Here is a 13,299-nt window from a genome sequence, read left to right as displayed (position 1 = left end):
ATCATGTCCACAACCTCAAAAAATTCGATAACACTGGGGAAGATATGGAGGATTTAATCTCCATCGGAACAATTGGCTTAATCAAGGCCATCGAGAGCTATCGCCTGAACAAAGACACCAAACTGGCCACTTTTGCTGCCCGTTGTATTGAAAACGAAATCCTGATGGCACCTTAGATCACTAAAGAAGACTCGTAAAGACGTATCCCTGCATGATCCAATTAGGACAGACAAAGAAGGTAATGAAATTACACTTATCGATATCCTTGGCTCCGAGGCTGATGATGTCATTAAAGAAGTCGATCTGAAGATTGAGAAGAGTAAGATTTATCGTAACCTTGATATTTTGGATGACCGGGAAAAAGAAGTTGTGGTAGGTCGGTTTGGGTTAGATACGAGCGGTGAAGAAAGAACGCAGCGGGAGATTGCCAAGGAGTTTGGCATCTCGCGGAGTTATGTGTCGCGGATAGAGAAGAGGGCGCTCATGAAGCTTTATCATGAGTTATTTAAGTTTCAGTATCATAAACAAATCGTACATCCTAGACAGTTAATTCTTATGGGCTAATTGGTTGTATGATGCACACAGACTCAAGCTTAAAAGCAAATGGGACATATATCGTATATAAAACAGCTGTTGGGAGAATTGTCAGGGAATTGATCTGTAACCTAGAGATGAGGAGTTCCTCACTTCTAGGCTGTTTTTTTAGATGACCGATTCTACTGCAATTCAGAATCCATTGGTTTTGTATGACCATTATTGCGGACCTCGTTGAACAGGGAGTCATGTTTTGTCAATAGTCGTGGCGACGCTCATTTGTGAAGCAATACGTAGAAGTAATACTCCAATTAGCACCAACACAATTGATTTCCAAATCCAGTCCATGTGCATTTCCCCTTAAGCGTTTATTTTTCCTATATATTGTTTGCTTAATTTGAAAAATAACGCAAAATGCAGGTCGCATGGGGAATAAGAATGAAACGGAAATAAGTGAACTTTCGTTACAATCTATACAGCAACTATTACCTCGACGTCGCCATATTATTCCTACGATAATCTGTAGGAGAGACGCCGGTTTCTTTTTTGAAGATGCGGTTAAAGGATCTATAGTTCTCGAACCCAATGGATTCGGAAATCTCAAAGGTTTTGTGATCTGTGGTGATTAGCAGCAGCTTCGCCTTCTCAACTCGCAACCGGGTAAGATATTGAATAAAGCTTTCTCCAACGGCTTTTTTAAACATCGTGCTGAAATAAGGTACGCTGTAATTAATGGAAGCAGCCAGTTCCTCCAGCTTATAAGGATAGCTGAGATCTTCACGCATGTGTTGAATGATTCTTGAGATTGAAGCATCAATCTTGCGGCTACCCTCCTGCAGTTGTTGAAGCTTGCTGAAATAAGCACAGGTAGCTTCATGCACCGAGTTGAAGGTTTGGCACAGCTCTAATTTTTTGCGGAGGTCTGCTTCTAATTCTGCACCGCCTTCGGCTCCAACTAAGGTGTGGCTCATATTCAGAAAAACCCGCAAATATAAGGATTTTATCTGCTCTGGGTCCCAGCAGTGCTCCAAAGCTTGTCGGTAGAGAGAACTGCGTTCTTGCTCTAGTGCCGAGGCATTTAGATACGGCTCCAGTAACGCCTGCTGCAGCACCTTGCTCCAGAACCGATTTAACGGCTCAGGTATGCTGTGGAATTGGGCTACCGATCCCCACTCCTCGATACGGATGCTTTCATCGTAGCGGTAGAAAAAAGGGTATGGTGCGGACGACAATTGTTTGAGCGCATCTGGACGAAGCTCTAATCCGTGCTCGAACCGACACTGAAGAGCAATACAGTTCATTTTTAGATTGGTAGCAATGGACTCGAGCACCTGCTGTAGAAATCCGGGGTACTCCAGACTCATAGTATCGGTGTAAATAGCTAGAAATCGTCCCTTATCAAGGGCAATGACTTTATTCGCGCCTATATTGCTGAGCAGTTCCTTTAACACATTGGCTCCGGCAAATTGCCACAACTTCAGCTCCTCTTGCTGGTCAAACGAAAAGCGCAGGGAGTTTCTGTCCAGCTCCAGCAGCAATGCTGTAAAAGAGTTGCTGTAGATCGAGAGCTGGGCCTCCTCCAGGCTACGAAGCCATTTGGCTTCAGCAGCAGGATTCAGCAGCATATCCAGGAACAGGCTTTGTTCAATCTCAATTTCGCTCAAGCGTACCTGTTGCTCTAGCTGGAGCTGCTTTTCCCGTGATTTATCGAGTGATTCCACTTGAGTCGCTAATGCTTCCATTGTTCTGGCGAGCAGCTCCGGGTCGGAAAGACAGTCATCCTTGATGAGATAGGAAGAGGCTTTCAGCTGAATGGCTTGTTGGGCATAATGAAAATCCTGGTGACAAGTTAGGATAATAACCTTTGGCACATGTTCCCCGCTTTTTTCAATTTCCCTAAGCATCTCCAGTCCGTTCATAACCGGCATCGTAATATCCGTTACGACCAGTTCTGGCTTATGCTTCAGGAACAATTCCAGCCCGTCCATGCCATCCTCAGCTTCACCAACTAGGCTAAACAGGTCGTCACGCTGCTCAATGAAATGGCGGAATATTTCGCGGGCAGGGGTTTCGTCTTCCACCAGTAGTACTTTATGGTGCTTCATGTGGCTCCTCCTTTATCATTACGGTTTCAAGTGGCAGTGCGATCCGAATGGTTAAGCCGTCACCATCTGAATTCAGCTCGATATGCGCCCCGGTTCCGAATAACAGCTTCATTCTCATCCACACATTCAGCAGCCCAATGCTCTCGGTAATTTCCTCTCGTTGCAGATGGAGCTGTAATTGGGTCAATTTATTGTCCTCCACCCCAATTCCATCATCTATAATCTCCAGTATAATTTGCTTTGCTGTAACATCATTGAAGGCATGTATAGTTATATGACCTTCGTTCAATTTCTTTGGAAGAATGCCGTGGAAGATGGCGTTCTCGATAAGCGGCTGAAGGCTTAGCTTAGGAATAAACATCCTTTGCAGCGGTTCCTCAACCTCGAACAAAAGATGAACCTGACATTTATAACGGATATTTAGCAAGCCCACATAATCTGTGAGATAATCAAGCTCTTTCTCTAGTGGAACGGTCTGTTCAAAATTTTCCATCGAGTACCTTAATAGTGCAACAAGGCGTCCCATCAGCATGTTGATTTTGTCGTAATCCTTCATAAGTGCGAACATGCGAATGGTATTCAGCGTGTTGTACATGAAATGGGGATTAATCTGTGATTGGAGCGCGCGTATTTCCAGCTTACGTTTTAAATCCTCAGATTCACGCAGATCTCCGAGCAAGTCTTGAATTCGGACGGACATTGTATTGAGCATACGACCGAGATCTCCAATTTCATTGTTCGCAAAATGAGTGACCCGTGCATTGAAGTTCCCCTTTTTAATGGCATCGACCTGGCGTTTCACGGCTTGTAGTGGCTTATATAGCTGATAGCCGAAGCCGACAACACAAAGAGCACCAAGCAAAACAAGAATCAGGAGAAAATAGGTTACCGTGTCGCGAATGATTTGTGTGCTGGCGGTAAGCTCATTGGAGGGAATCTCCGAGACCACGATCCAATGATCATACGTAGAGGTCTGCTTGACGGAGACAATGGAGGTGCCAACAGCAAATTGTGTGGGACGTTTCATTTCCTTCCAATGCTCAAGAATGTTATGTACACGCTCGTTCTGTTCCTGGGTCTCCAGCTTACTGGTGGTAGCAATTGTCTGACCGTCTTCCGTAAGCAGGGAAATAGAGCCATGGTTGCCGAGCTGGATATTCTCAATTTGCTTCTGATACTCGTCGTTGCTCATGGAGATCAATAGCACTCCCTTTAAGTCTTCATACATGAAGAAGGGAACCCGTGAGATGTAATAGGTAGAAGAGTCTAGTATTCGCAGGTCAGGCAGAGAGTGCTTATCAAGAAAGAGGCCGGTCTGTCCTGAGGACAAATAGGCTTCGATCAATGGTTTATAGGGGGAGCTATCCAGCGTAGCAGGTGCCTCTGTTGAGGAGAAGACTTCATCTGTAATTGCTGAATATACGAGCAATCCCTCTACATTTCCGATGATTGCTGAGGCTGTACTGAGTACAGAAATCAGGTCTCTTTTGCGGACAACCTCTTCAAAATATTGTTCTGACGGTGTAACCAATGCACCTTGTATGGAGGTATTGCGTGAATATTGTTCACTAAGCTCTCTGAATCTGATCATGGTTAGCTCAATCCGATCGACGACTTGATTAACGAGTTGGGCATTGAGACGATTTACTTGTTTCTGTACCGTATTGCTGGATACGCTTACAGAAATATAAGACAGAACAATTAAGGGAATTACAGAGATCGCGAACATGACAACAATCATTTTGAAATAGAAGCTGCGTCTTAAAAAACTAAAAAAGGATGACTTCAAATGACCACTTCCATTATTATCATAATTTAAATTTAATTTATATTTAATTTATATTGATTATAGTACATCAGCGCTCTAGCATAAACACAAATAATGTAAAATATTAAAAACGGTTACACATTGGCGAAAATCCGGCATGTTCACAATTGCTGCTCTCTTTTATAATCCAAAGTGTCACATACAAGAATGCGCATTCAAAACTGAAGTAATGGGGGATGACAATGAGCCTTACTAAAAAACAAGCATCTTTGACGTTAGCAACGGTGTTACTAGCTTCAACAATAGCGGGTTGTTCCAGTAATAGTGGTAGTGGTAATAGTACAGCGAATAGTGCGAATACAGGGGCAGCATCGGCACAGGCTAAGCCGGCCAATATTAAGGCGATGACGATTCTCTTCGGCGATCCACCGGCAACACAGAATAACAAAGCCAAAGAGGATTTGGAGAAGCGGGGAAATGTAAAGCTGGACATTACCTTCGTACCTTCTGAGGCATATGTAGATAAGCTTTCAGTGGCGATCTCTGCAGGAAATTCCTACGATCTTATGTTGATGGATGGCGGGAAGAATGATAATTTCGTCAATCTTGTGAAGATGGGTGCCTTTCATGATCTAACTCCATATATCGAAAAAACGAAAAATCTTAGTCTGATCGATGAGCAAGTGTGGAATGGTCTAAAGGTAGAAGGCAAGGTCTATGGAATTCCCCGTCCACGCGGTCTGTATGGTGGTGGGGAAGCTAGTATTATCATCCGCAAGGATTGGCTGGATAAATACAACTTACCTTTACCTGAAACGATGGATGAGTTGACTCATGCGCTTGAAGTATTTAAGGAAAAAGACCCGGCAGGCGGCGGCAAAACAATCCCACTTACAGCCTTTGCGGTTGGTACTCCGGGACCTTTCGGCGGTGTAATGCCAATGAAATTTGCATATGGTCTTCCAAACGATTGGAAGATTGAGGATGGCAAGGCAGTTCGTGACTTCCAAACTCCTGAATACAAAACTTATCTGGATTGGCTTAAAGATGCTTGGAGCAAAGGTTTGATCGACAAGGATACACCAGTTCTTAAGGGACAAGCACAAACACGCAGTAAATTTGTTGCGGGTACGGCAGGTGCGTTCATTGGTAACGTAAGTGATATTGTGGAAACCAATCTTGAGAAGCTGAAGCAGATAGATCCGAATGCTGAAATGGCGATCATTGATATGCTGAAGGGCCCTGATGGAAAGACCGGTGTAGCTATTTATTCCGGATACTACGGACTGTGGAGCATACCAAGCTCTGTACCAGATGATAAGGTTCAGCAAATTATCGATTTCCTTGACTTTTCGGCTTCCGAAGAGAATGCGGATTTCTCTAAGGCAGGTATTAATGGGGTTCACTCCAGTGGACTTAAAGATGGCGTAGCTGTGCAGACAGCTGAGCAGAAGAAGCAGTATGACTTGGAAAAACCTAGTCAATTCGTACTGGAGAACAGAGTGAATCCTTACGTATATGCCAATTCCAAGGAGCAGGATATCCTGAAGGTTCAGATGGAGTCGCTGGATCGAATTAGCAAAGTTGGCATCGAGAATCCGTTCCTCAGCTATACCTCTGAGACCGCTAGTAAGAATCCTAATCTGCTGCAAAAGATGAGTGCTGTGATGACGAAATATGTGCTTGGTGAAGGTAGCTGGGATAATGTGCAACAAGAAATTGATGCCTATGCTAACGGAACCGGGGCACAGATCGCTAAGGAAATGATGGATAAATACAACGCAGATCATTAAAGAAATAAAATTTGTAGGTGAGAAAGGGGAAACATCCCCTTTCTTTTCAGGATAAGGAGGTTTTCTACATGCAGACAGCGATGCGTTCGAACCGATTTCTTAAATATTGGCCATTCTATGTACTGGCGGCACCGGGGCTTATATATTTCTTGCTTTTTAATTATTTACCGATGTCTGGTTTGTCATTAGCCTTTAAAGATTATAGTCCCTTTAAAGGCATTTTAGAAAGTCCGTGGGTAGGGTTTGATAATTTCAGACAATTCTTCGGAACATCCGATTTCTATATGCTGTTGAAGAACACATTGCTGCTCAGCTTGCTGAATATGGTTATTTATTTTCCATTTACGATTATTTTGTCGCTATTAATCAATGAAGTACGGCTCAATGTATTTAAACGCTTTTCCCAGACCATTGTCTATTTGCCACACTTTTTATCCTGGGTCGTTATTTATGGAATTACGATTTCCTTCTTTGGTCCTTCGGGTGTTATCAATCACTACTTGGAGCAATGGTTTGGTACAAGTGCGAGCTTCCTTGTCAGCAATGAATGGTTCCGGCCATTGGTAATTTTCCAAGCGATTTGGAAGGATGCAGGCTGGGGGACGATTATTTTCTTAGCAGCACTTGCCGGAGTGAATCCGGAGATATATGAAGCGGCAAAGGTGGATGGAGCCAATCGCTTACAGAATATTTGGCACATCACGTTACCGGCGATCAAAAGCACGATTGTTATTTTGCTGCTCCTGCGTTTAGGCTCATCGCTTGATTCGAATTTTATGCAAATATTCTTGATGACGAACAGTCTCAACCTGGACGTTTCCAATGTATTTGATCTGTACGTCTACCGTGTCGGCTTGGAACAGTTTAATTACAGCTTCGCCATTACGGTAGGTATGTTTAAATCTATTGTCAGCTTGATCCTTGTCGTCGGAGCGAATTATGCGGCCAGACTGCTGGGCGAAGATGGAATATTCTAGAATTGGAACAGGAGTGGGGCGTCATGAGATTACGGTTCACCTGGTTTGATAGCATCATTGTTGTTTTCATTAGCTTAATAAGCCTACTGGTAATACTACCTTTTCTTTATATTATTGCAGTATCGTTTAGCCCGGCAGCAGAATCGATGTCAGGAACCTTCTACATCTGGCCGAAGAGCTGGACGCTGGATGCCTACAGCTATCTCCTGCACGCAAACAGCTTTATGGGCTCCATTAAAAACTCACTCATCATCACGATCATGGGAACCTGTATCAGCTTGTTTGTATCCATTACACTGGCATATGCAATCTCGAAAAAGTTTCTGCCGGGTCGACGGGTAATGATGCTGCTTATTTTCTTTACGATGATCTTTCATGGTGGATTGATTCCTAACTATCTGGTCGTGAAGAATCTGGGCTTAATCGATTCGTATTGGGCGGTTGTGCTTCCAGCAGCTTCCAGTGCATTTAATATTCTAGTAATCCGCTCGTTTTTCCAGAGCCTTCCGGAGAGCTTGGATGAAGCAGCGCGTATTGACGGTGCTGGCGAGTTCAGAATTTTATTCTCCATTGTACTTCCGTTATCGAAACCGATTATCGCAACCTTTACGCTGTTTTTTACGGTGCAGTTCTGGAATGACTTCTTCTCCTCTGTAATCTATATCAATGACACCTCACGTTGGCCAATTCAACCGCTGCTCCGGCAGATGGTCGCCATCGGTTCTTCCAATATTTCGGCAGAAGCATCCGTCGATGCCTCACTTGCGGCCAATCTTGGACCCAATGTACAGAATGCAGCGATTCTGCTGGCCATGCTGCCAATTATCGTAGTCTATCCGTTCCTGCAAAAGTATTTTGCGAAAGGCGCGATGCTAGGCTCGATTAAAGAGTAAAAGGTGATGATGGAGATGACATTGACGTATAAGGATGTACGGCATAATTCGTTATATACAAAACCTCAGCTTTCAGATGAGCAATTTCTAAACACGATGCTTGATTTAACGAGACCTGAGCTTTCGGACGTAGCTGCTTCGCTTCAAGCGGGGGATGTGACGGGAGCACGTGATGCTTATCTAGAACGAATTGCGTCAGCTAACATCAGAAGATATTACTTTGAAGTATCGGAGCTCGCTGAGCTTAAGCAATATGCAAAAAGTCATTATAGCGATAATGAAGAGGCGAGGCAGGATATCCTTGAGGCGGATCGCATCGTGGAAGGGGATATCGCGCTGTTTAAGGATAAGAGAGTCGTGTTCCCGGATGGGAAGTACGACTGGAATAGCTGGCTCTATGACAGCTCGCAGTATCAATTGCACCTGACTCGTTTTGGTTATGTCAAGCGATTATCTAGAGCCTACATCCTTACGGGGAATGAGAAATACGCCAGATGCTTCAATGATATGATGAAGCATTTCATTCAGGACAATCCGATGCCGCTGGGAGATGCCTTTCGCTCCGAGCATTCGAGCTGGGACCCGCTTTCTGTCGGGGTGCGATTATTCTCACTCCCAGAAGCCTTCATTGCTTTCTTCCCTTCGCCGGCATTTGAGCCTGAAACGAAGCTGATGCTTATTAAATCCTTTCACCAGCATGGGCAGTATGTACGGAAATATCATGCTACGCATGGTAACCATGTGTGTATGCAGCTGCGCGGACTGATTCAGACGGCGCTACTGCTGCCGGAATTGAAGGAAGCAGCTGCATGGCGGGATTATGGGATGAAGCAGTTCCCCGGGTATATCCGGCAGAATGTATATGCAGATGGGGTGCAATTTGAAGGGAGTCCGAATTATCATCTGGTTGTCATGCGTGATCTCTATGAGCTGGTGGTGCTGTTCAAGAGGCTGGGCATTGTCGCTGATGAATACGAGGATATTCTGGAGAAAATGTTCGTTGTGATGATGCATTTACAGGCACCAGATGGACAATTAGTCAAATTTGGGGATACGGATATGCAAGTGGTTAGTGAGCTGCGTAACGTGATGAGTCTCGGGGCTTATTTGTATCAGCGCAGAGATTTTAAAGCGTTAGGATATGAACATTTTCCGTTTTCTTTGCTGTGGAGATTAGGACCTGAAGCGGTGTCACGTTATGATGAGCTGCAAGCTGCAGAGCCGACAGATAAGGCTGCATGCTTTCCGATCGGTGGATATGTAATGTCCAGACAAGGCTGGGACCGTAAAGATATGTACATGGCGATGCGAGCGGGAGTTGCTATGGCCGGACATGCTCATTCGGATGCACTTAGTCTGGTCTTATATGCTGGAGGGCAAGAGCTACTGACGGATTCAGGTATGGGGCTGTTCGAGTGGAATAAAGAACGGAAGTATGCGGTATCTACCCGTGCTCATAATACGGTTGTTGTGGATGGACAGGATCAGCATGTTCGCGGACTTCATTGGAGCACGCCTCCTACGGCCGCCTGCCATATATGGGATTTTCAAATGCAGCAAGATTACGATTATGTCTTTGCTAGCCATTATGGCTATACACGTTATGAAGATCCGGTAGTCCACTCGCGCAAGGTTGTTTTTATGAAGAATCGTTATTGGCTCATCGTAGACATGTTTACTGCACAGGAACAGCATCTCTATGAGCAATATTTCCATTTACCACCCGGTAAGGTGCTGTACGATGCTCAAAGTGCTGAGGTATGTACACAACAGGAGGCCGCCAATATAATGCTGGTGTATCCTTCGGCTGGTTGTGCTAGTGATCAGCTATCGGTAGAGTCGGGACTGATCTTTAGGCAAGGAGTCTATTACGGCAATCCGGTAGTAAAGCGTTCGCTCAGGCTTACGGGCAAGGCCATCATTGAAACGATCATTGTTCCGTTTGAGACAGACAAACCTAAGATAATTATTGAACGTCTGCCTGTCAGTCTTAATGGGACGGAGCTATCGTTAGTCGAAGCCACGGCACTCCGGATTGTGATGAATGACCAAGAGGATACAATCTGTCTCTATCACAATAGCGTGGATGTAGAGGAATATCTGGATCATACAGGAAATGTAATTGCTGAAGCGATGCTTCCTGGTAAAAATGAGCCAGATGGATTGTTGTTTAATGGAGCTACTTACAATCAGGATGTCATTGTTATCTCTCGCAAGTAATAAATGATTGGGGGCGTTGTTGTATGCTCGGCATGATTGAACTGCTTCATGGTTTGGACATGGGAACGAAGGAAGGCTTCAGGGAGAAGCTGTTTCTGGAGGCTCGCCCGCAGGAATATCGTAATTTTCGTGATGATGCACTGAATATAGAATTGGTTGAGGAGGTTCGGGCATATAAGCACCAGCTTGATAAGCAATCGATTACCGCTCTAACGTATTCAACGTTTAAGCTGTTTTCTGAGCAAGGATCGAGAGTGGAGTACGAGAGCTTGTATTTTGCAAGACGTTTTCGTCTGAACACATATGCCTTGTTGGTATTAATGGATGAGCGGCCAGAGGATGTAGCCAGCCTGGAGGACATCATTTGGGCGATTTGTGATGAATATACATGGTGCGTTCCTGCACATCTTGCGAATAAAACTGGGGAGCAGCTTCGTTACACCATCGATTTGTTTGCAGCTGAGACGGGCTGGGCATTATCAGAGATTGTAGAACTCACCAAGAATAAACTTTCTCCAGAGATTATCAAGCGAGTTGAGAGAGAGGTTACGGCACGTATTCTGGAGCCATTTATGGAGCTTCGGCCGATGCATTGGTGGGAAACCGCGACGAACAATTGGGCTTCTGTGTGCGCAAGCTCGATCGGAGCATGTGCGATCTATTGGATTGAAGACAATCAGATTTTGGCGCCTGTATTGTCTCGTGTTGTTCAGGTGCTGCGCAATTATTTATCAGGCTTTGGAGAAGATGGAGCTTGTACCGAAGGCTTGTCTTATTGGAAATATGGCTTTGGCTTTTATGTCGCTTTTGCTGAATTGTTACGTGAAAGAACGTGTGGAATGGTAGATCTATTACAGTCGGAGAAAGTAAAATCCATTGCGTTATTTCAGCAGCACAGCTATTTATACGAGAATTTTACGATAAGCTTTTCGGATGGCTCTTTAACCTCATCCTTCCATGCCGGCTTAACCTCCAAGCTAAGTGAGCGAATCGGGCAAGTGCAAATTCCGAATATGAAGTATCGTTCCCGCTTTGGTGAAGATCACTGTCACCGCTGGATTCATGCTGCGCGGAATATTTTCTGGGTAAAGCCAGAGGTAAGCAAGTCGGCGGAGTCTATGCAAGCTCCTTCTAGTTGTTACTGGAAGGATGCAGAGTGGTTTGTGACACGATCGCAGGTTCAAGGGCATACGGTGGTATTCGTAGCCAAGTCTGGACATAACGATGAGCATCATAATCATAATGATGTCGGTAACTTCATTCTGCATTTGGATGGGGAGACCTTTCTGGTAGATGCCGGTGCAGGAGAGTATACGAAGGATTATTTTAGCCCTCGAAGATATGAATTTACGGTTGCCGGGTCACAAGGACATTCGGTTCCGATCATTTGTGGGCAATATCAGCAGGCAGGCAGGGAATATCGTGGTGAAGTTATTCAAGCTGAGTTTGGTGAGCGGACCGACCGATTTGTAATCGAGCTGTCAGATGCGTATCAGGTAGATTCCTTAATAGAATGTCGGCGGACGTATCATTATGAACGTGCGAGTGGCGTAATGAACTGTACGGATGAATATAAGATTGCTGAACCTTGTTCGGACATTCGCAGCAGGTTTGTAAGCTTTCTACAGCCGCTAGAAATAGCTGCAGGGAAGCTTCTGTTAAGCGGAGAACGACATTCCGTGCTGGTTCAATATAATGCACTGACATGTACACATACGTGGAGTGTTACAGAATATATAGATCATCATCATGACGTGAGAACCCTGTACATGCTTGATGTGATGCCGCGGGATATGAAGAATGAAACAACTGAAGGTACTGAATTCAAGGTAGAGGTATCGTTCACACCATTATGGGAGCATAAGGGGGAGCAGATATGAGTAAAGAGTTTGCTGATGCAGTGCTAAAGCGCCTTGAGCCAAAGGTAGATCGGATGCTGGAGCAGATCGGCGATAAATGTCCTCATGTTGCAAGAGAAGATGGAATCTATGATAACACGGGCAGTGACTGGTGGACTTCAGGCTTTTGGCCGGGACTATTGTGGGTGATGTATTCTGTCACGGGCAAAGAGCGATACAAAGAAGCCGCATGGCGTTGGGATGAAGAGATCGAGCAATGGTTCGTTAAGACGAATGAAGAGCTGCATCATGATGTGGGCTTTCAATTCTTAATGACTGCCGTCATTAAGCACTCGTTAACCGGTGATAAGGATGGCCTGCGCAGAGGGCTCGAAGCAGCTAATTTCTTAGCGGGACGCTTCAATCCGGCTGGAGGCTTCATTCGTGCCTGGAACATGGATAAGTTCGGCTGGGCGATCATTGATTGTATGATGAACATCTCTTTATTGTATTGGGCTTCGCGTGTATCAGGCGATCCTAGGTTCAAGCATATCGCTTCTATTCATGCCGATACGGCTCTCCAGCATTTCATTCGCGAGGACGGCTCGGTAAATCATATTGTGAGCTTTGATCCGGAGAGCGGAGAGTTTCTCGAATCGTTTGGCGGACAGGGTTTTGGGCCACATTCGGCATGGAGCAGGGGGCAAGCCTGGGCGATCTATGGTATGGCTAATACCTATCGTAATACAGGAGAGATTCGTTATTTGGAAGCTGCCAAACGTGTTGCCCATTACTTCATAGCATCCCTGCCGGAGGATTCCGTTTCCTATTGGGATTTCCGTGCAGAGCAGCAGGATGGGCAAGAGGAGCCAAGAGACAGCTCTGCAGCGGCCATTGCAGCATCCGGTCTGTTGGAAATCGCGAAGCTTGTGCCTGCAGTAGAAGCTGAGCTTTATTACAATATGGCATATCGTATTCTGCAATCTTTAACAGAGCATTATGGAACGTGGGATCAGCCTAACCATGAAGCGATTCTAATTAAGGGTACAGGGCATAAGCCTGCTAATTCGAATATTCATGTTTCACTTATTTACGGAGATTACTTTTATGTTGAGGCGTTAGCTAAAATGAGTGGCTGGCAGCAACGCATATTCTAAACTACTAGAAGCAG

At 45.0% G+C, this 13,299-nt stretch carries 8 protein-coding genes and 1 pseudogene; 7 read left to right on the top strand and 2 right to left on the bottom strand.

The features are described 5' to 3' along the window. Positions 1–14: 14 nt before the first annotated feature. Positions 15–564: pseudogene (gene sigK / locus NSS67_RS26730) on the top strand (RNA polymerase sporulation sigma factor SigK); the annotation flags it as partial. 455 nt (positions 565–1,019) lie between these two features. Here sigK and NSS67_RS26725 read toward each other — a convergent pair. Together NSS67_RS26725 and NSS67_RS26720 are read right to left on the bottom strand one after the other, a co-directional pair. After that, positions 1,020–2,639 carry a response regulator gene (locus NSS67_RS26725; RefSeq protein WP_339316762.1) on the bottom strand — a complete coding sequence of 540 codons (1,620 nt, stop codon included), beginning with the start codon at positions 2,637–2,639 and terminating at the stop codon, positions 1,020–1,022. Next, entirely contained in the window at positions 2,626–4,428 is a 1,803-nt protein-coding gene (locus NSS67_RS26720) for a histidine kinase (RefSeq protein ID WP_339316761.1), read from the bottom strand. The genes NSS67_RS26725 and NSS67_RS26720 overlap by 14 nt, the downstream gene beginning before the upstream one ends. Before the next feature lie 221 nt (positions 4,429–4,649). Between NSS67_RS26720 and NSS67_RS26715 the strand changes: the two genes are divergently transcribed. The 6 genes from NSS67_RS26715 to NSS67_RS26690 all read left to right on the top strand — a co-directional run bounded on the left by NSS67_RS26715 (position 4,650) and on the right by NSS67_RS26690 (position 13,285). Further along, a complete protein-coding gene (locus tag NSS67_RS26715) occupies positions 4,650–6,200 on the top strand; it encodes an extracellular solute-binding protein (RefSeq protein ID WP_339316760.1) in 1,551 nt (516 codons plus the stop codon). 68 nt (positions 6,201–6,268) lie between these two features. After that, positions 6,269–7,177, top strand: coding sequence for an ABC transporter permease subunit (locus NSS67_RS26710; RefSeq protein WP_339316759.1), 909 nt, complete (start codon positions 6,269–6,271; stop codon positions 7,175–7,177). A 23-nt stretch (positions 7,178–7,200) separates the two neighbouring features. After that, positions 7,201–8,070 carry a carbohydrate ABC transporter permease gene (locus NSS67_RS26705; RefSeq protein WP_339316758.1) on the top strand — a complete coding sequence of 290 codons (870 nt, stop codon included), beginning with the start codon at positions 7,201–7,203 and terminating at the stop codon, positions 8,068–8,070. Positions 8,071–8,076: 6 nt separating this feature from the next. Then, positions 8,077–10,290 carry an alginate lyase family protein gene (locus NSS67_RS26700; protein WP_339316757.1) on the top strand — a complete coding sequence of 738 codons (2,214 nt, stop codon included), beginning with the start codon at positions 8,077–8,079 and terminating at the stop codon, positions 10,288–10,290. A gap of 23 nt (positions 10,291–10,313) precedes the next feature. Beyond that, positions 10,314–12,170: a heparinase II/III family protein gene (locus NSS67_RS26695; protein ID WP_339316756.1), complete on the top strand. Its 1,857-nt coding sequence runs from the start codon at positions 10,314–10,316 to the stop codon at positions 12,168–12,170. Then, positions 12,167–13,285, top strand: a complete 1,119-nt coding sequence (locus NSS67_RS26690) for a glycoside hydrolase family 88 protein (protein WP_339316755.1) — start codon at positions 12,167–12,169, stop codon at positions 13,283–13,285. The genes NSS67_RS26695 and NSS67_RS26690 overlap by 4 nt, the downstream gene beginning before the upstream one ends. Positions 13,286–13,299 lie beyond the last annotated feature (14 nt).

It is taken from the genome of Paenibacillus sp. FSL R10-2734 (assembly GCF_037963865.1).
Taxonomy (GTDB): Bacteria; Bacillota; Bacilli; order Paenibacillales; family Paenibacillaceae; genus Paenibacillus_AQ.
This window is presented reverse-complemented; position numbering and strand designations above follow the sequence as displayed.

Coding starts and splice junctions, on each gene's coding strand:
- NSS67_RS26725 (WP_339316762.1), bottom strand. CDS start 2,639: ATGAAGCACCATAAAGTACTACTGGTGGAAGACGAAACCCCTGCCCGC.
- NSS67_RS26715 (WP_339316760.1), top strand. CDS start 4,650: ATGAGCCTTACTAAAAAACAAGCATCTTTGACGTTAGCAACGGTGTTA.
- NSS67_RS26710 (WP_339316759.1), top strand. CDS start 6,269: ATGCAGACAGCGATGCGTTCGAACCGATTTCTTAAATATTGGCCATTC.
- NSS67_RS26705 (WP_339316758.1), top strand. CDS start 7,201: ATGAGATTACGGTTCACCTGGTTTGATAGCATCATTGTTGTTTTCATT.
- NSS67_RS26700 (WP_339316757.1), top strand. CDS start 8,077: ATGATGGAGATGACATTGACGTATAAGGATGTACGGCATAATTCGTTA.
- NSS67_RS26695 (WP_339316756.1), top strand. CDS start 10,314: ATGCTCGGCATGATTGAACTGCTTCATGGTTTGGACATGGGAACGAAG.
- NSS67_RS26690 (WP_339316755.1), top strand. CDS start 12,167: ATGAGTAAAGAGTTTGCTGATGCAGTGCTAAAGCGCCTTGAGCCAAAG.